The organism is Acinetobacter sp. 2JN-4 (assembly GCF_003687745.1).
In the GTDB taxonomy this organism is placed as follows: Bacteria; Pseudomonadota; Gammaproteobacteria; order Pseudomonadales; family Moraxellaceae; genus Acinetobacter; species Acinetobacter halotolerans.
Window position 1 is genome coordinate 21,878 of sequence record NZ_RDNY01000007.1, and the last position, 19,605, is coordinate 41,482.

Below are 19,605 nucleotides of genomic sequence, written 5' to 3' on the forward strand. Positions count from 1 at the left end.
ATGGATTTGTTACTGCTGCTTAAAGCAGCGATCATGGGTATTGTTGAAGGTATTACCGAGTTCTTACCGATTTCAAGTACAGGTCACTTGATTTTGGCATCGGAATTAATGGACTTTTGGACACCTGAAAAAAGTGCTGTTTTTGTCGTCTTGATTCAGATCGGCGCGATTGCTGCCGTGATCTATGAGTACTGGTCACGCTTGTGGAATGCTGCAACTGGTATGGTCACTGGCGAAGAAAAAGGGCGCCGTTTGGGCTTTAGTCTCATTTTTGCTTCGATCCCAATTGTCTTGGTCGGTTTAACCTTTGGACAAACGATTAAAGAAGTGCTCTTTAATGATCTTGTAGTTGCTTTAGGTTTGATTATTGGTGGCTTAATCATTATTTGGGTGGAGAAAAATCCCCCTCAGATTAAGGCCGTTGAAGTGGAAAATATCACTTTTAAACAATCTATTTGGATTGGTTTAATTCAAGTGCTGGCTTTGATCCCAGGAACATCTCGCTCAGGCGCAACGATTATCGGTGCAATGTATTTAGGTGTATCACGTAAAGCAGCAACCGAATTTTCCTTTTTCCTCGGTATTCCTGTAATTATTGGTGCGGGCTTATTGGACTTGTATCAGAGTTATCATGTACTTGATGGTTTCGATGATTGGGTCGTACTTGCGGTTGGTCTGATCGTTTCGTTTATCTCGGCTTTGCTCTTGATTCGCGCATTGGTTGCTTATGTGGCTAAGCGTGATTTTATGGTTTTTGCGTGGTATCGAATTGCATCGGGTTTACTCATTTTATTACTTTTCTTTACTGGTTGGAAATTATGGTAGGCGAGTTTCGCTTATTTTTTGAAAGCTCAGAAGTCGAGAAAGCACAACACTATCAAACTGTGCTTTCTTTGCGTGGGGTGGTGGTCGAGCTTTGTCTGATCGAGCAATTAAATGCTCGATTTTTGCGTTTGAACCCTGAACTTGCTTTATGCGTTGATGCATCGGGTTTGTGGTTATGTGCCAACGGCATGAAAATGCGACCTGATTGGCAGGCAGAAATTCCACGCTTAAAGCGTGCTAGTCTTAAGTCGGAAATGCTCGCTCGCGCATGTCAATTGGCTGAGAAACCGAATTTGGTTGATGCAACCGCGGGTTTGGGGCATGACAGTTTATTGATGGCGCATTTAGGTGCACAGGTTCATTTGGTCGAACGGAATCCGATTCTATTTTGTTTATTAGAAGATGCGAAAGTTCAAGCAGAGCAAGATGCATTTTTACAGCTAACGATGTCACGTATAGAACTCGTTTTTGCTGATTCAGCGGTTTATTTAGAACAGCTTAAACAACAAGATCAGTCCGTTGATGTGGTGTACTTAGATCCCATGTTTCCTCAACGTGATCAAAATCATCAAGCAATCAAAAAGCAAGCCCAAGTGAAGAAACAAATGCAATTATTGCACTTGTTGTTACCTGAGCATGGTGAAATGGATTTAGGTGATCAACTGCTTGCTTTGGCTAAGCAGGTGGCAAAACGTGTGATTGTGAAACGCCCACGGCATGCTATTTTTCTCGCTGAGCAAGTTCCTGATCATCAGTGGTTAGGTGATGCTTGTCGTTTTGATGCTTATTTTTCAAAAGATTAATTTTAAAATAGATTCAAATGATTGTGTGGCTTCGGTCAATGCTCAGTAAAGATTTGTGATATAGTGCCAAAGCATAATTGCTAAAAAAATCTGCTCCAGCATACACTAGCATTTCGCACCGCATCTTTTTAAAAAATGAAATTCATTCTGTAAAAGATTGGCATATTTTGAGTTTAATCCCGAAGAATTTTATGATAGACCTCAAACCATCGATAAATATCTGGCATGATTTTAAAAGTAACCAAATTGCTGGAATGTGGTTGTTTCTAGGGTCGCGTCGATCTCTACAAGTGGTTCACCCATCGATCACGCAGCTGATTCTGTGGGGGATTTTGGGCGCTTGTACCAACTCACTATATAGTTGGTTGGTGGCGGGGCAGGTTGGAGACTTTAACTCTCAAGGTTTGATCGGTTATGCGCTTTGGCCTTTTATTGCTTTAATCGTCGGTATTTTTCTATCACAACGGATGAACCAACCACGCTTGATGCTCGTTCCTGCATTACTGTGGTTAGTGCTTGATACCAATATCCTGCTTTTACAATGTTTGGTCCAATATCTTGGTTCCAATGGTTATCTTAACTTTATTCCCGATAGTATTTATAACGGCTTGTTGCCGCCATTATTTGCAGGACTTTTTGTTTGGCAAAGTTTGGCTGTAATTTGGGTTTTTTCTCGTGCGTTGAATTGGCCATGGTGGGAACGTGCTTTGGTCTTCGTGGCGACCATTGCAACTTTGGTGGTTTGGCAGTTATCGGTAAAAGATCAACCGATTTGGAAGGTTGAAGAAAGACCAGCCACTTTTGCAGAAGATGCCTTCTATGCCCAAAGCCATTTATTAAATAATGCGTTAGATCAAATTCAATACAGCGATATTGCCAACAGCCATTGGTATTTTTTTGGTGTGGCTGGAGACAGTTATGCGGATGTATTTAAGTCTGAAATTGAACGAATAAAAGAGCAGTTTGATACCCGTTTTGGCACTTTTGGTCGTTCTATTATGCTGGTCAATAATCCTGCAACACGTTTAGATATCCCGATTGCATCTAAAACCAGTATTGAATTGACTTTGCGCCGTATTGGTCAGCAAATGAATCGTGATAGTGACGTTTTATTTCTTTACATGACCTCGCATGGTGAGCGTAATCATTTTGAGCTTGAAAATGCGCCTTTAGATTTAGGTCAAATTGATCCGAAATGGTTACGTGAGACACTTGATAAATCAGGGATTCGTTGGCGTGTAATCGTCATTTCAGCATGTTATTCAGGCAGTTTTGTTCCAGCATTACAATCGCCAGATACCTTAATTATTACTGCTTCCGCGGCAGATAAGACCTCGTTTGGTTGTAATAGTGAAGCGGACTATACTTATTTTGGCCGTGCTTTTTTTGATTTAGCCATGCGCGAACAACATTCCATGAAAGCGGCTTTTGATCAAGCAAAGCAAACGGTAACCAAATGGGAAGTTGCACAAGGGGTTGAGCCTTCTGAGCCACAGTGGTCGATTGGTCGAAATATGGAACTCATGCTACCCCAATTGGAACCGTATTTATTCCCAACGCAGAATATGGCAACAACCGATATTACAAAAACACAGGATAATGAGCATGCAGCTACTACAAAAAAATCGTTGTTTTGAGGGTGAGCAACGTGTTTATCAAATTGAGTCTCAACATCTCAAAGGCTTAACTAAAGTTGGGGTTTATCTGCCACCTGCAGCTTTAGAGGGCAAAGCATGTTCAGCTTTATTTTATCTTGCAGGTTTGACGTGTACGGAAGAGACTTTTGCGATTAAAGCCCATGCACAGCGTATGGCAGCTCGACTGAGTTTGATTTTGATCACGCCTGACACTTCGCCTCGAGGTGATGATGTTGCACAAGGTGATCATTGGGATATCGGGCAGGGCGCAGGATTTTATCTGAATGCGACGCAACAGCCTTGGGCAGCGCACTATCAAATGGAGTCTTATTTGGTTGATGAGCTGTATGCACAAGTGTTGCATGCGTTTCCAATTATTGAAAACCAAGTCGGAATTTTCGGGCATTCTAAACAATGTTTTTATGAAAATATGGAAAATCTTTTAGTTTGTTGATTTTTATAAGTTTTAATAAGTAAATTAAAAATTCCATAAAAAAATCCATATTTCAGAAGAATATATCAAATTTTCTTATTAAAAATTCCATACTTTTTCATATCCACGCTACTATATTCAGTAATTAAAATTATTGGAGTATTTATCCGTGGAAAGATTGGAAAGACATGCTTCATTTGGCGGTTGGCAGGAAGTATATAAGCATGAGTCGGAAGTATTGAAGTGTTCAATGAATTTTTCAATTTATATTCCACCACATGATAATAATGAAAAACTACCCGTAATTTATTGGCTTTCAGGTCTTACATGTAATGAACAAAACTTTATTACAAAAGCAGGCGCACAAAAATATGCATCTGAACATAAAGTGATTATTGTTGCGCCTGACACGAGTCCAAGAGGTGAATTTGTGCCAGATGATGAAAGTTACGATCTAGGTCAAGGCGCAGGTTTTTATTTGAATGCAATTCAAGAACCTTGGTCAAAAAATTATAGAATGTATGATTACATTGTTGATGAGTTAAGAACTTTAATCGATCAAAATTTCCCTACAAATAAAGTCCAAAGCATTATGGGGCATAGTGCTGGTGGACATGGGGCACTAGTCATAGGGTTAAGAAATCCTGAGATATATAAGAGTATTTCTGCTTTCTCCCCAATTGTTGCACCTTCTCAAGTTCCTTGGGGTCAAAAGGCATTTACTGCTTATCTTGGTACTGATCAGACTTTATGGTCTGACTATGATGCTGTCGAGCTAATTAAATCCAGTTCCGTGAAGATGCCTATTTTAGTTGATCTGGGAACTGAAGATTCTTTTTTGAAAGAGCAGTTAAAGCCCGAACTTTTAGAAAATGTTTGTAGTGATAAAGAATATCCGATTTCTTTGAATATGAGAGATGGATATGATCATAGCTATTATTTTGTAGCTAGCTTTATTGAAGATCATATTAGATTCCACTTATCAAAGATTAAATAATTTAATTACCTGTGGTTGGGATTCTATTTGCTAATTTATGACATATGTAATTAAATATATTGTTAATTTTCTGAGATTTTATAGAAATGTCACTAGAAACTTTTCAACAAAAAATTGATTCAATTTTGAATAAAGATGATATTTCAATCTTGTTAGCAAATGGATTCTCACAAGCATGGGATCATACAGTTTTTAATTATAAGTCTTTATTTGAGAAGGCTGATTTTGGAACAAGGGAAATTGAAATTCGTAATTTATTTACTGAATTCGAAACCTATGATTTCGAAAAAATAATGCGGGCATTAGAGTCTGCACAAAAAGTATGTGAGTCTTATGGAGTTGATAAAAATAAAATTATAGAAATAAAAGATGATCAAGAGCAATTGAAAAATTCGTTAGTACAGGTTATTTCTGAAACTCATCCTTTAAGATCAAGTTATGTTTTAACCCCTCAGTATGAAAAAGCTAAGCCATTTATTAAGAGATTTTCAAAAATATTTACATTGAATTATGACTTATTGCTTTATTGGATCATCAATAAAAATGATATATCCCCTTTAGGTTACTTTACAGATGATGGATTTAGGGTGGAAACTTGGGAAAATGTAGGTAGTCAAAATGTTTTCTATTTACATGGTGGACTCCACATATTTGACAATGGAGTAACAATAAAAAAGCATAGATTTAAAGATCATTTGGATAAGGGGATTGTGGATCATGTAAAAGAGAATTTAAACATAGGTAAATTTCCATTATTTGTCTCAGAACCTAATTGTGAAGCAAAACTTCAAAGAATTAAACATAACCCATATTTAAACTCATGTTACAAAGAGTTAAAGAATTTAAATGGTTCATTATTTATTTATGGGCATTCAATGGATAAGAATGATAAACATATATTTGATCAAATTAATTTAAGCCAAGTAAAAAATATTTATATCAGTATTTTTGGGGATGAACACTCTGAACAAAATAAAACAACAATGGCTAATGCAAGACGTTTTATAGATACTAGAAATATCAAAATTGAATTTTATGATGCAGATACAACTCCAATTTGGAAATAAATTTTTGGAACTAAGAAATGACTGAAAAAATTAAACAGCAGATCACTTTTGAAATGAGTTTAGATACTAATATATCAATTGCTAAGTTCGAGGGTGGATCTACTGAGAGTAATGAGATAGCAATTGAAATAGCTAACCGCATTAATAATGTTATAAATAATTTATCTGATAAGTGGTTGTCAAAATTTTTAGATGAAGTTGAGAAAAGTAATTTTGATGAAGCATATATAATATTTGAAGAGAATAAGGGAACGTTGCAACATTCTAGAAAAGTTGAAGATTTAAATTCTTTGAAGAAAATGGATTTTTCAAAATTAGATGCACTTAAAAGAAAAGATTTTTTAATTTTTTTAATTTTATTCTCTGCAATGGTAAATGATAGAACTGATTCATTAGGTTATATTGATTTTCTTCTGAAAAACTATTCGGATAAATTAGATGCTGATTTACTGCAAAATATCATATTAGAAAAAGCTAATTGTTTAGCAAATGATGGACATATCAATATTGCACGAATAAATTATAATAAAGTAATAAATGCTGAAGGAGTGTCACCTGCTACAATTGCTTGGTCATACCAAGGATTATCAATAATATCAACAGATTTAGATAGAATTAAATATGCGCAATATGCGGCAGACTTTCATTTTCAATCAGGAAATAAAATGGAAGCAGTTAGAAATTTAATACAAATTTCTAACTTTAAAGGGAATATTGATCCAAAAGAAGCAATAGTTATATTTGATAAATGTATAGCATTATATGAAGAGAAAAGTCTTGTAGATAGAGAGTTGTTGGCATCATTAATACACAGAAAGTCAAATTATTTATATAAAATAAATCAAATAAAAGAGGCATTGATATTAGCTGAAAGAGCCTGTGATTTACGAAGAGGGTTAATAGGAAATGAGATTGAACTAAGTTCAAGCTTGTCATTAGCAGAAATTTTGGCTGGATTAGATAACCAAGCAGAAAAGGGAGAGAAATATAGGGCTGAATATGAATTATTAAAAGAAAAGATTAAAGATGAGAATTTTAATTTAAGAGAAAAAATCTTAGGGTTAATATCTAATTCTGAATTTGTAAGTAATGAATTCTTAACAGAAGTATTAGCCTCTGATGATAGTGAGCTAATTATATCAACTTTGCTTTATCAATCTACTGATAAAGACTTATCTTTAGATGATGCTATGACTTTATTGGAAAAATGTAGAGTCTATGCTGAGAAAGAAAGAAATAATAATGTTTTAGATGTCATCTATTTTAGTATTGCTGAAAAGTATAGGGTTGAAGGTTTATATGATGATGCTTATGTATTTTATACAAAATCATTAAAAATAAATCAATTTAATCAATCATCTGTGCAAAATTGTCTTGGAATGTTATTTCAGGAGGGAAAATGGAAGCAAGCACAAACTTTTCTTGAAGAAAGAATTAGAATCATAGGCGAGCTTCCAAATGTATGCTTTTTTTATGCAAGAGCATTATTGGAAGATAAGCAGTATCAGAAAGCACTAAAATACTTTAATAAGTCAGATAAGTCTAATCCAAAATTAGCAGATTATCAGTCAATTTGTATTGATAACTTAGATGATTCTCAATTTGAAAGTATGCCTATTAGAGAGGGTTGGAAAGAAACAATTACTTCGGATATTTTTTTTGAAATTTTAAAAGAATTTTCTAATTCTATTTCTACATCTTCTCGAATGTATTTTTGGGAAAAAGGGGAGGATAAAATTTCATACAAGTGGACAAAAAATCCAGAAGAAAAGTCAAAACAATTATTGATAACTTTTTTAAATGCGAAATTGGGATTTGATAGCACTGAAATTATTCAAGAGTGTAGAGCTGGTGCAGGGTTTATTGATTTATATATTATATTACCGGGTGGATTGAAAGTCATAGTTGAACTAAAAATGTGTGGTGGAGGCTACTCTTCAACTTATGCTCTTTCTGGCGAAAGTCAAATAATTCATTATCAACAAAATAAGACTACAAATTTAGGATATTTAGTTGTATTTGATGGAAGAACTAGAGATTATGGTAAAGGTTTTAAGGAGATTCAAAATATTAATAATCATACAATATATGCTATTGCTGTAGATATGCGCCATACAATAGATAAAAGTATATGAATTATATAGATTCATATAATTTGAATCTATACATATTAATTGAGGAGTTTAATGGGATTATTTTTGGATTTTAATATTTAAAAAAATATTGAGGAGAGATTAATTTATTTATTTTTTAAAATAATTTTAAAATATTAAAGAGTATATTTAGTAATAAGTTTAAGAAAAATATACGCAGGAAATGACAAGGTATTCATGGGCTTTGGATACCTTGTTAATTTTTATGATAAATTTAAAAATATTTAAACCTGCCTATTATTGTTAGGTGACCATAACAGACTATCAAAAAATGGATCATTTACAATAAAGGCTACACTAAAACGAGCTCTTGTAACGGCAACATAAAATTTATTTTGGCTGATTGAGCTATCACCAAATGGATTAGCTTCCCCTTTCAAAAAATTTAAAATAGGTTGTGTTGGTTGAACTAAAACATGATCAGCTGTTAAGCCTTTAGATTCACCAAAGGTCATTAATTTTTGATATTTTTCTAAAACCTTTCCCGAGCCTGAAGAGTAACGCAAAATTAATGGATCAAATTGGCTTACATAATCATCTATATGATCAGGCGATATGTATATTACGCTGTTATGAGAGGGTATGCTCTGATTATCAATTTTAGATATAGTTGGTGTATATCCTTGCCCTAAATGAATTGAATCTGCAAATTTGCAAATTGGTTCAATGGAGCGCCAACATTCATTAAGATCTTGGATTTTGAACCCCATTTTCTTGTAAGCAATTAATTTGTCAGAGCTTTCAAATGGTTTTTTAGGTGAGGAGGATGTATGGTAAATAGTTTGTCGGAAATCACCAACAGCATGGATTTCTAGTTTCTTAGATTTTACTAAGTGCTTAAATAGGTCAAAATCCCATCCTGCAAAATCCTGTGTTTCATCTAGATAAATACGATCATATATAGACTGTAAGCGTTCAGATATATTTACTTTTGATTCTGAAATGACTCTACAAGCTAACTTTGAAATAAACTCTGTATGAGCATGATGTTTAGTTGTTAAAAAATGATTTGGATTATACTTATTCCCAATTCTTTCAGCTCTACCACTAATAGTATATCCGTTACGTTTATGCGGATTTTGACTATTAAGGTATATTCCTTTTATTCGTTTTGGAAAAATACATTGCTGATAGGGTCTAATAACATCTTCAAGTAAAAAGCTATACCAACCTTTAACAATGAAAAGATCTCTTCTAGTACCCTTAAGTTCAATAAATTTTTGAATAAGTTCTTTTTGATTACTATGAGTATAAGTAATGATAAGAATTTTTTTACCATTATTCGTTAGTTGAATTGATTCATTAACAATTTTAGTTGTTTTTCCTGCACCAGCACAGGCGATCAATAATTGCTTAGTCAAATTTTAAAGCCTCTAAAAGATATGCTGGATAATTAACTGGTTTTGAATTCTCAAAAATTCTTATCGCAGAATCAACTTTTTTTGCTCCGTAGTTTTTATCACCATTTTCACCTACATAAACAGAAGTAAAATATAATTTTTTATCTAGTAAAGTTGTTTTTGCATTTAACTCATTAAAAGCTTTAGTAGATAAAGCAATTTTGGCAAGAGTTTCTAATGTTTTTATATCTTTAGAGTTTGCTTCAATCAGAGATGGTTCTAGAGATTTTAATGTATCATTTTTTTCAGAAAAGAAATTAATATTTTCATAATCAAATTGTTGGGAATATACCTCAATGTTTTTACGATATGAACCATCATTATCTTTGATTACATTGACTTTCGTTTTTATATGTTTAGCAATATTTAAATAATGTTTAAAGCCAATACCTCTAACAACAATAATATCAATTCCATCTTCTTCTGGTAATTTACTATATTTTTCATAATATATTTTTTTCAAAAGTAGCTCGTCAGATGGTCCTTCTACTAAAATAATTTTCTGTGATAAGACTATACGTAAGGTGTCATATCCAGGCAATCGTTGTAGTGTTTTAGCAGTTTCACTATCAATTTCACTAAGTCTCAAATATTCATTAGCTATTAAGCATAAATTTTTTAGACTTAATTTATTTAATACATATGAACTATGTGTCGTAATAAAAATTTGGCTTGTGCTATTATCATCAATGAATTTAATCAACTTACTTAAGTTTGTATGAGATAGATGATTTTCAGGCTCTTCTATCATAATAAAATTAACATTTCCTCCTTTGTTTATAAGAGCTAGTTTTATTTGAATTTTATTTTGCTCTCCTTTGCCAATATGAGGAAAAGAAATATCATTAACAGCGAGTTGAAGTCCTGCTTCAATATTTCCTGTTGTTGTATCAGCTATAATGGATAAATTTTGCTCTGTTACTAATTTAGTTGCATCAAGCTTTCCATTTAAACTTTTTATTTGTTCTTGCTCTCCAAAAGTTTTTTTAATTTTTCGGTAATTTAAGCTTAATAGTGCTTGCTCTGGTTTAGTTAAAGCTGTGTTAATAATATTAGAAAGATATTGTGATTTCCCGTAAGTTGGATGTAGCCTTGTTGGGTCAATAAATAGTCCTTTCATTTTTCTATTGAGGAATTTGATTGACTCCCAGCCAAAACTAAACCATTCCACTTTATAAAACTCTGTAGGAATGCTATCTACTTTTACTCCGCCACTTATGAAGTCATTATATGTTTTGGTTAATTCATCATCAAAGCAGATTCTAATATAAATACCATCTTCCTCTTTGTTTAAAGAGTTATTTTTACCACGATACTCAGGACAATCTTCTAGATACATTTCTATAAGTATTTCAGGTAATGTTCCAATCGAAAAATCACCTTTCAGAAACTTTTGTACAACAGTTTCATTGAACAGGTCTGAAGATATAACTTGGTTGAGATTTTTCCCTCTATAACAATTGTTTGCGACTAAATCTAGGGCTTCTAAGATTGTAGATTTACCAGAATCATTATCTCCAACAATTATGTTAACTTTTTCATTGAATTCAAAAGTTCGTGTAAGAATTTTTTTAAAGTTTTTCACAATCAATTTTTTGATATACAAGTCATTCACCCAAATAAATTTATAAGTGTTGGAGTTTTGTTTTTTATTTATACATTAAGTTAATATTTTTTACTATGGAAATAGCAAATTAGGTTGAAAATTATATCTAGACTTAAGTCTAGTAGGGGATAGCATTGCAGTACTAGTCAGAAACATATTTTGATAAAGAATTTAATGCTTTAAGCTTATTTCTTAAATAATCTAGCTTATGATTTTGAATAATTTTAAGTTGCTCAATTTTAAATTGTAAATCAGGATAGCATCGCTTCAATTCATCATAAATATCAATCTCTTCTCTAAGGCTCAAAATTTCTGAATCAAGTTGTTTTTGCTCGTCTAAAAGTTTATCAATAGTATCATTTGGCTCGATACAAAATTGATCTCTAAGATTCATCATTTCATCATTTCATCTGTTTCGGTATAGGTTGTATAGGGATTTTTAGCATCATCAATTATGAAATAGCCCTCTTTTACAAGCCGTTGTACTAAACGATAGATATTTTGGTAATTGATATTATTGTTTTCTACTCCTAAAAGTATGACTTTAGCTAATATATCACTGACTTGAAATGATGAGATTCGATAGCTACATAACACTCTCATAAATTGAGGGAATAGCGGTAAAGACTCTAGGTGCATGGCAATCTTTGACAAATAATGAGGATTATAGTCCGTGGATTAAAACACTTCAATTCCTGATAGTTCTTGTATTTATGGTTATCAACTATGAATACAGAATTAGCCTTGTCGATTGGCTCTAAAATTAGAGAAGCTCGAAAATATAAATCAATAAGCCAAGAGCAGTTAGCATTATTGACAATAATTGATCGTAGTTATCTTGGGCGAATTGAACGAGGTGAGGTGAGTGTGACAGTCGAAAAGTTGGCTCAGATTGCCCATGTATTGAACGTAGATATAAAGAGTTTAATACCTTAAAATTTGTTTTCGAGTACCCGTTTTAGTTCTAATAGTGCCTTTTTCTCAATTTTAAATATTCTTTAATTGACCATAAGAAGCTACCAATAAGAACTATTTCGAAAAAAGCGATACGACGCATTTTTTCGTAGTGTTTTACGAAAATAGGAGTGAAATCAATAATAGACTTTGATGTTTTATTGGGAGCTTCTAGAAGTAAATGTTGCATCCATGCATCTAGCAAAATGAATAAAATCATACCAAAACAAGGCAAGAGTAATATTGCTTTTCGTCTATGCAGAATTTCTACAAATGTATAAAACTCATTAATTAACCAGTCTTTCATGAAAAGTTTCTCTAATTTTTATTGATCTTAAAGCTTATGATTTTATTATTGTTTTCATCACTAAGAAACTGATTTTCTCGTTTCAACCTATGATTTTCGAAAATTAAAGAGTTGATTTGGCTAAGTTGAACATTATATTTATCCTTAAGTTCTTTTAATTGTTGCTTGAGCTTTAAGGCTTCATTTTGCATTACAATTTTTGAGTTCTTCTTACTATATTCCTTGCCAAGTCTTTTTGCTTCAGCTTCCCTAATATTATCTAATAATTCTGCAAGCTCAGGACGAGAGCGCTTTACAGCGCCTCTTTTAAGACCAGCTTCTAGTGCTACCGTATCATTATTGATTTTTGAGCCTTTAGGCACTCTAAGAGGTGCATTCGCCATTAGACGATTTAGTGCTTCATTAAGATTCACCAAAGCTTTAGACATTTTTTACCTCAATGTATTTTTTACGAAGTTTTTCTAGAAGATGTTCGACTGCTTTGATTTCTTGCATGTACTGCTCATATAACAAAGACTCGTTTGTATTTAATTTTTCATCAGCAATTTTAGCGTATGCATTTTTTGCTAATTCCAGAGCATCAATGGAGTCTTCGTTGAAAATTGAATAAGAGCAGGGGATACATGCGGTAATATAAGAAAATCCTAACTTATTACAACCTGAAGTACGAGAGCATCCTCCCAGAACTGTTTTCCGATAAGCAATTTTTCCTTCAAAAATATACTTTTCGGTCTGTTTTTTATCAGTTAAAAATACAGGAGCTTTATTTTGATCTTTAAGTACTTGTAGTCTAGTACCTTCACCTCCAAATAAAGGCGTATCTTTTTGTACTACATCCTTTGTGAAATCAGATAATTGTTCATATAAGGTTTGATTTCTATATTCTTTAATTAGACTAGATTCATACTCTCTATCTGAAAGATTTTGATCTTGTATGATATTTTGAGCATTCATATAGTTTTTGCCGTAGTACAGAGTCATATCATAAGTGATATGTTTTAACTGACGTTTAAGTGTTGGAATATTCACTAAACCACTTCGAGCACTGTATACCGTCAAAGATCTTCGAAACTGGTGGCTAGTAAACTTCCATGGCTTTCCAATTTCAAGTTTATAGTCATCTAACCAATTAATTAATGGATTAAAAATATTTAACTCATGTAAATCATCTTCTGTGAAAATGATGGGATCTATCGCCCTATAAATTGAATAATGATCTTCCATAAATCCGCCTAAAGGCATCTCAAAAATGGGATGGAAAGATTTTTCATGCTTAATGGCAAATGATGGAAACAGAGGATACGATTCAAGTTCTAAATGTGAAATGACTCCTCTTTTAGCACACCATGATTGATGTATTTTTGTCAGTTTCCGTAATGTATCAATAACATGGAGTATTACATTAGATGAAACCCAATACGTTGCGACGGCTCCAACTTGAGTAAACTTACTAGTAGTTCCTTTTAGAACCCATGCCGATGGTAGATTTCTTCTTTTTATCTCCTGATATGATACATAATTTAAATTTAATGCTTCTGATCGGCGCATTCCGCTAAAGCACAGTAGTAGAAAGGCACCTAAATTTTGAATAGACTGGATGAAGAATAAGACACGTTGACTAAACCTCATGTCATATTTTGCACTTAATTCGGTTAGTCCGTGCTTTTCTAGCATTGCTTTAAATATTTTGGATTTCTGACGATGATTATTCCCTTCTTTATGTGTATGAAAGTCATTTTCACGAACCAAATTATGAATTCCATTCATAAATGGCTGTATTTCATAAAAAAATTTTAAGCCACTGTCAATAAACTGCCCATAAATCCTAGATGGAATTAAAAGGGTCTGCTTGTGTTCTTTCATTTCAGAATGCTGAGCTATTTTTATTTCTTGAATATATTTTTCACTAAATCCAAAATTATCAATTTGATAAAGCATACCTGCTTTATTAATTGAATTTAATATATTTATATATTTCTTTTTACTTTCCCAGCTTAATTCCGATAGATGGTTTTTTAAAGATTTTAGAAAAATTCCATTATTTTTTATATTTGTAAAATCACAATTGAAGTCTAAACATAAATATGCAATTTTTCTAATGATAAAGAAATTACCTTGGATAGTTTTCAATGTAATATTGTTATCTCGTCTTTTTCTTGAGAACATTAGATAAAATAAAACAATTTTTGTTTGATGTGACAACGTATATTTTTTGGGGGATGTGTGGTCTAGATAAAAATTAATTTCAGATTGGTCAGTGTAATTATGTGCGTAGCAACCCAATTCCCAAATTTCACTTTCGAAGTAGCTAAGTGGTTTTCCTAATTGATCTAAGCTAATGACGGTATCATTTTTAGGGTGGTGATTAAATTCTTGTTTCGATGCACCAAATGTATCTGCAATAGCATGGATATTATTCATAAAAATTCACACCTAAATCTGTAAGTGTATTGAGCATAATTTCAAAAAAAGGGCTTAATTTTCCAGTGCTTATTAATTTAGAACTAAGCATAATAGTTTGTTCATTCTTTGGGTCGTTATTAAGAATAGAATCTAAAACATCATTTATTTTTTGAATAACAAGAAAAATATTTTCTGAGTTTTGGTTAGAATTTGCCATTTCAAAAACTTTTTTAGCTGATAAAAGCTTATGAATATCTTCTTTGTCTGTATGGATGACATAATTTTCGCAAAATAAACATGAAATTGGGTTTGAGCAATTGGGTGTATCTAGGTCAATATTTTGATAAATACTATGAAGTTTAGGTGCTTTAGTGAAACAGTGGCCCATGTCAGTACTTAACGTGTTAGCCAAGTTTAGCCTTATCTTTGAAGCAGTATTTGATATGATCGGTGCTGAAGTAGAGATACTTTGAAAGGTATTAGTCATTTCAGTTAAGACTTGAGATTCAGTAGCTTCTGTGTATGAGCTAGCAATGATTTGAGGAGTATTCCCTAATTTTTTAGCTACTATATTTAAGCTTTTACTTTCATTATGATAAATATTTGCAATAGTGGATCTTAGCTTTGATAATGGAATCCACTCTATTTCATAAAAATTTTTTATAAACCAACTTCTAAATATATTATGTTGGTTTTCAGAATAAGATATAATAAAGTTATCTTTATAGATAGCTTTAGTGTTATTTAAACCTATGAAAAGTAAGTTTTCACTTTCACCTATATCATCATCAAAATTGTAATTTTTTATTATCCATTCTCTAAGGTCTAAATAATCCAATAGTAATTTTCTAAATTTTAAAGGTAAAGTTAATTCAATATTTTTATAGCCAGCTCTCGGCTTTGTAGTAATAACTCTCATCCCTTTTGTTGAGGAGTGTAGGTCTTTTACGTCAGAGACTTTCAAACTGTATATTTGTGATGTGTTTAGTGCTGATGCTGATACAAAACAGTTTATAAATGCCGTGATTGCTAAATTGGAAATTTTTGCATTATTTTGATTAATCTTATCTATGTTATTCTGCTCTATTTTTTTGTTATTAAATACTTCATAAAATGAAATATCAATATCTTTATTTTTTATGTGAATTGGTAGGTTTTTCTTGTTAATCAAGAAGTCAGAAAAATTTAAAAATATTGTTTCATTTATCTGAAAGAAATTTTGAAATTTATGCTCATCAACTGGAATATTATGTTCTTTATGTTTGGATGCGATTTCTATATAAGAGTTCTTTACTTCTTTAATATCAATTTCCAGTGATCTTGATAAAATTTCTGCAAAAACATGTTGCCTCCTATTGTATTGACCAAGATCTGTAATCGAATTTTTAAGTTTAGTTGCTCGATCCATAATTAGATATTGTGTATATTCTTTATATATATCTAATGCTTGTGATCTTTCCTGTAATTCAAATATGCCATAACGAGAGTATAGATCTTTAACTACATTTCTAATGACTTTAAAAAAGTGTTTAATTGAGGCATGAGAATACTTTTGGGCCATATCCAACATATACTCATGTAATGGTGAGATTAATCCTGTGAACAATGAATTTTTATCAACTAATGCGTAGTGTGTTTGCCTACTCACTGCTGTATGGTTTTGAAAAAAAATTGTACCAAAATCTAGATATGATATTTTTCCTACTACTTTTAATTTTAAAACGACATTAGGTAAAAATGAGGTTGATAGGGCTTCATAATCTTCAGGAAAAAGATATTTAATGTCTCGTTCTTCAAACATGATCTTCAATTAATTCCTTGATAATCAAATAGTATTTCTTCAAATTTTTTGTCTACCTCAGCATTAGATTTTGAATAAGCAATGTACCTAACATAGTGAATTGTACTCATGATATTTCGATGCCCCATTCTGCTTTGAATGTAGGGTAAAATTTTATCAATATCATTAACATGCTTTGAGGCTGATAGAAGCAAGTTGACTCCAAAAGTTGCACGTAAATCATGTAGAGTGAATGTCTTGATATCCTCTTTATTTTTGTGCATGAGATTAATCAATTTAGTCAGTGCTTGTCTGGCTGCATTACCTCTATGTATTGAAAACTTTATTTCTTTTGAAAATAATTGAAGATTACGATTCTCAATTTCTTTGATGGATGTGTAGTATGGGTTTCCATGTTTAGTAAGAAAGACGTAATTTTCATCTTCAACCTTATAAAGGCTCTGAGATGCTCTTTGCTTCCAAGATTCAGAACTTAAATATTGATCTATATCTTGGATTAACCATGCTGGTACTTTCAAATTGTGTTCATAGCCACCCTTAGTATCAATAATTGATTTTCCACCTATTCGAATGCTGTAGGTATCATCAACACTATTCGGCATTTGTTTGGTAAGTAACTCTTTTATATGAAATGCTCTTAACGTACAGATAGATTGTAATCTTGCCCCAGTGTATAGAGCCATATAGCAAATAAGTTGAAAATCCCTAGAACCGTATTGTTCTAAATACTTAAGAAAAATTTGTTGTTCAATCATAGAAAGAGGGTGAAGCCGCCCTCCATCGATAATTTCATCACCATATGAGGGACGGGGGCTATGTCTAATTTTTAAATTTGAAGTATCAACCTGTTTTTTATAGACATCACCTGTCGCTGAAATACAAGATACATATGTCCTAATTTTCTCATATGGCCTATTTTTTAGCTCTTCTGGCGTAAAAACATTTTCTGAAATTAAGAAATCATAGAAACGTAGAATCCTATTCATCCTTTGACGAGCAGTACTTGGAGAAATTAAACCCAGTCGAATTCTTTGCAGAAGTGACGTATGGAATTGATAAGTGACTCTTTTTTCAGGTTTAGGAGGTAAATATAAAATGTCTAATTCTGTATTCTCTAGAAATCTAAGAAAATCTATCAGATCGGATGCAACAGATTCTAATAATGCTGTGCTCTTCCTCTGATCTATTAGTAAATGATTAAAATATGCAGAAGCAAGATGCCAAACAGTATTGTCGCTTTTGATTAAAGAAGGAAATCTCGGGCAATAGATGCTTTCCATCTGATCAAAGCTGTCACTGGCAGAATTAAAATAGGTCGGACGATATTCAGTAATAAAGTTGATGTGCGCTTTTGATTTTGAAAAATAAGATTCTGATTTGCTACCCATCTTTCCTTACTCTATGTTTAGTACCTGTTTACAACATGCTCGAAATTCCATATAGTTTTCATAGCACATTGCAGAAGCATACTACATAAAGTACATTGTCAATGGGTGGTCATGGCGCATTGACCTTAGCGTTTAAATATCCAGAACAATTTAGATCTGTTTCTGCATTCGCCCCAATTTGTGCGCCAAGTATTTGTCCTTGGGGTGAAAAGGCATTTAGCCAATATTTAGGTGATGATCGACAAGCTTGGTTGGCACATGATGCAACCGCTTTGGTTCAGCAAAAAGGGAAGTTGTTTGAGGAAATATTAATTGATCAAGGTATAGATGATCAGTTTTATAGCCAACTCAATCCCGAAGCATTCAAGCAAGCGTGTTTGGATGCAAGTCAACCGATTACCTTGCGTTTGCACCAAGGCTATGATCACGGATATTACTTTATCCAAAGTTTTATGGATGATCACTTACAGTTTCATGCGATTCAACTCGAAAAAGTAGGCGATTAACCTAAAAGAAGCTCAAATGGAGCTTCTTTTTAACTACGTTGCCATTCAGCAGTAAATTCTTGCTGTGCCATGCGATTTAAATGATCAATCACCACTTGTTCTAAACGTTCGACATCTTCTTGTTGGTTTTCAATAAGGACGTCTAAATGTTGTGGTTGAGGTGTCAATGTTACGGTTGCAGTCGGCATAAAGATTTTTGAATGCGTTTCCGTTTCAGACACTTCAAACTTATGTTTCCAGTGATTTACTAAACGTTTGCTAATGCGTTTTCCTTCGATGGTTGTAATTTGTGTGGTGCTATTCATTTCTCTAAGTCTTGTTGTGGCTTGGTTTTCAACTTAGCAAATTTGATTTTATTTGAAAATAGCATTCCTGCAACGTGCTGTTGCAACTTTGCAATGCTGTATTGATGACTTTGTAACAGACGGAGTTACGGTAAATTTGTTATACTTAATCCATCATTTTCTTAGTTTTTGCCAGGTCATCCATGTCCAAGCCGTATTTAATTGCTCCTTCGATTTTATCTGCTGATTTTGCACGTTTAGGTGAAGATGTAGAAAAGGTTTTAGCTGCGGGTGCAGACGTTGTACATTTTGATGTGATGGATAACCACTATGTACCGAATCTGACTTTTGGTGCTCATATTTGTACCGCATTAAAAAAATACGGCATCAAAGCACCGATTGATGTGCATTTAATGGTGTCGCCTGTTGACCGTATGATTGGTGATTTCCTTGATGCAGGCGCAGACATTATTACCTTTCATCCTGAAGCATCCCATCATATTGATCGTTCTTTACAATTGATCAAATCGGGTGGTGCAAAAGCAGGTTTGGTGTTTAATCCTGCAACGCCGTTACATTATTTAGATTATGTATTAGATAAAGTTGATCAAGTTCTTATTATGAGTGTAAATCCGGGTTTTGGTGGACAAAAGTTCATTCCAATGACTCTGGAAAAGCTACGTCAAGCTCGTAAAATCATTGATGCGAGTGGTCGTGATATTCGTTTAGAAGTTGATGGTGGTGTAGGTCCAGCCAACATCCGAGAAATCGCAGAAGCAGGTGCAGATATGTTTGTGGCGGGTTCAGCAATTTTTGGTCAACCAGACTATAAAGCCGTGATTGATCAAATGCGTGCAGAGTTGGCTAAAGTGGGTGCGAAAGAAGTCTAGTATTTTTTTAACACAGGGTGTGGATAACTTTGTTTATAACTAGGTGGATAACCGTGTTGATAAGCAAGGGGATAACATGTTGTTAAAATAAACAAAATGATTTCAACTGTTTATATTCACAGCAAAACGATGAAAAAAGGACAATTTTTTG

The 19,605-nt window shown here is 32.9% G+C and carries 17 protein-coding genes and 2 pseudogenes; 10 read left to right on the forward strand and 9 right to left on the reverse strand.

The annotated features are described in order from the left end of the window. The 7 genes and pseudogenes from EAH57_RS10760 to EAH57_RS10790 all read left to right on the forward strand — a co-directional run bounded on the left by EAH57_RS10760 (position 1) and on the right by EAH57_RS10790 (position 7,897). Complete coding sequence (locus EAH57_RS10760) at positions 1 to 825, forward strand: undecaprenyl-diphosphate phosphatase (RefSeq protein ID WP_004757269.1); 825 nt, start codon at positions 1 to 3, stop codon at positions 823 to 825. After that, on the forward strand, positions 819 to 1,628 hold the full coding sequence (locus tag EAH57_RS10765; protein ID WP_121930061.1) for a class I SAM-dependent methyltransferase: 810 nt from the start codon (positions 819 to 821) through the stop codon (positions 1,626 to 1,628). Before EAH57_RS10760 ends, EAH57_RS10765 begins: the two co-directional genes overlap by 7 nt. Before the next feature lie 191 nt (positions 1,629 to 1,819). After that, the gene (locus EAH57_RS10770) at positions 1,820 to 3,265 is read left to right on the forward strand and encodes a C13 family peptidase (protein ID WP_121930062.1); all 1,446 of its coding nucleotides are present in this window, start codon (positions 1,820 to 1,822) and stop codon (positions 3,263 to 3,265) included. Continuing rightward, positions 3,234 to 3,674, forward strand: a pseudogene (locus EAH57_RS10775) (alpha/beta hydrolase-fold protein); the annotation flags it as partial. The gene EAH57_RS10770 and the pseudogene EAH57_RS10775, both read left to right, overlap by 32 nt. 193 nt (positions 3,675 to 3,867) lie before the next feature. Further along, a complete protein-coding gene (gene fghA / locus EAH57_RS10780; protein ID WP_121930063.1) occupies positions 3,868 to 4,695 on the forward strand; it encodes an S-formylglutathione hydrolase in 828 nt (275 codons plus the stop codon). An 86-nt stretch (positions 4,696 to 4,781) separates the two neighbouring features. Continuing rightward, positions 4,782 to 5,762: a DUF4917 family protein gene (locus EAH57_RS10785; RefSeq protein WP_121930064.1), complete on the forward strand. Its 981-nt coding sequence runs from the start codon at positions 4,782 to 4,784 to the stop codon at positions 5,760 to 5,762. A gap of 17 nt (positions 5,763 to 5,779) precedes the next feature. Further along, complete coding sequence (locus tag EAH57_RS10790) at positions 5,780 to 7,897, forward strand: tetratricopeptide repeat protein (RefSeq protein ID WP_121930065.1); 2,118 nt, start codon at positions 5,780 to 5,782, stop codon at positions 7,895 to 7,897. A 242-nt stretch (positions 7,898 to 8,139) separates the two neighbouring features. On the opposite strand, the gene EAH57_RS10795 is transcribed toward EAH57_RS10790, so the two are convergent. The 3 genes from EAH57_RS10795 to EAH57_RS10805 form a co-directional block, all read right to left on the reverse strand. Further along, positions 8,140 to 9,276, reverse strand: a complete 1,137-nt coding sequence (locus EAH57_RS10795) for a UvrD-helicase domain-containing protein (protein WP_121930066.1) — start codon at positions 9,274 to 9,276, stop codon at positions 8,140 to 8,142. Then, positions 9,269 to 10,921, reverse strand: coding sequence for an ATP-dependent nuclease (locus EAH57_RS10800; RefSeq protein ID WP_121930067.1), 1,653 nt, complete (start codon positions 10,919 to 10,921; stop codon positions 9,269 to 9,271). The genes EAH57_RS10795 and EAH57_RS10800 overlap by 8 nt, the downstream gene beginning before the upstream one ends. Before the next feature lie 142 nt (positions 10,922 to 11,063). Continuing rightward, positions 11,064 to 11,318: a hypothetical protein gene (locus EAH57_RS10805; RefSeq protein WP_147440125.1), complete on the reverse strand. Its 255-nt coding sequence runs from the start codon at positions 11,316 to 11,318 to the stop codon at positions 11,064 to 11,066. A 329-nt stretch (positions 11,319 to 11,647) separates the two neighbouring features. On the opposite strand from EAH57_RS10805, the gene EAH57_RS10815 reads away from it, so the two are divergent. Further along, positions 11,648 to 11,857 carry a helix-turn-helix domain-containing protein gene (locus EAH57_RS10815; RefSeq protein WP_121930070.1) on the forward strand — a complete coding sequence of 70 codons (210 nt, stop codon included), beginning with the start codon at positions 11,648 to 11,650 and terminating at the stop codon, positions 11,855 to 11,857. 28 nt (positions 11,858 to 11,885) lie between these two features. Here the strand turns inward: EAH57_RS10815 and EAH57_RS10820 are convergent, their stop codons facing one another. The 5 genes from EAH57_RS10820 to EAH57_RS10840 are packed head-to-tail and all read right to left on the reverse strand — an operon-like array spanning position 11,886 to position 17,774. After that, positions 11,886 to 12,182 (reverse strand): hypothetical protein, encoded by a 297-nt coding sequence (locus tag EAH57_RS10820; protein ID WP_121930071.1) that lies wholly within the window; start codon positions 12,180 to 12,182, stop codon positions 11,886 to 11,888. Between the two features lie 11 nt (positions 12,183 to 12,193). Next, complete coding sequence (locus tag EAH57_RS10825) at positions 12,194 to 12,610, reverse strand: hypothetical protein (RefSeq protein WP_121930072.1); 417 nt, start codon at positions 12,608 to 12,610, stop codon at positions 12,194 to 12,196. Then, positions 12,603 to 14,603: a hypothetical protein gene (locus tag EAH57_RS10830; protein ID WP_121930073.1), complete on the reverse strand. Its 2,001-nt coding sequence runs from the start codon at positions 14,601 to 14,603 to the stop codon at positions 12,603 to 12,605. The genes EAH57_RS10825 and EAH57_RS10830 overlap by 8 nt, the downstream gene beginning before the upstream one ends. Then, entirely contained in the window at positions 14,596 to 16,386 is a 1,791-nt protein-coding gene (locus tag EAH57_RS10835) for a hypothetical protein (RefSeq protein WP_121930074.1), read from the reverse strand. The genes EAH57_RS10830 and EAH57_RS10835 overlap by 8 nt, the downstream gene beginning before the upstream one ends. 5 nt (positions 16,387 to 16,391) lie before the next feature. Then, positions 16,392 to 17,774 (reverse strand): tyrosine-type recombinase/integrase, encoded by a 1,383-nt coding sequence (locus EAH57_RS10840; protein WP_121930075.1) that lies wholly within the window; start codon positions 17,772 to 17,774, stop codon positions 16,392 to 16,394. A gap of 98 nt (positions 17,775 to 17,872) precedes the next feature. Between EAH57_RS10840 and EAH57_RS10845 the strand changes: the two are divergent. Continuing rightward, positions 17,873 to 18,280: pseudogene (locus EAH57_RS10845) on the forward strand (alpha/beta hydrolase-fold protein); the annotation flags it as partial. 29 nt (positions 18,281 to 18,309) lie between these two features. On the opposite strand, the gene EAH57_RS10850 reads toward EAH57_RS10845, so the two are convergent. Continuing rightward, complete coding sequence (locus tag EAH57_RS10850; protein WP_121930076.1) at positions 18,310 to 18,585, reverse strand: DUF2218 domain-containing protein; 276 nt, start codon at positions 18,583 to 18,585, stop codon at positions 18,310 to 18,312. Positions 18,586 to 18,767: 182 nt separating this feature from the next. Between EAH57_RS10850 and rpe the strand changes: the two genes are divergently transcribed. Next, the gene (gene rpe, locus EAH57_RS10855; RefSeq protein ID WP_121930077.1) at positions 18,768 to 19,454 is read left to right on the forward strand and encodes a ribulose-phosphate 3-epimerase; all 687 of its coding nucleotides are present in this window, start codon (positions 18,768 to 18,770) and stop codon (positions 19,452 to 19,454) included. Positions 19,455 to 19,605: the final 151 nt, after the last annotated feature.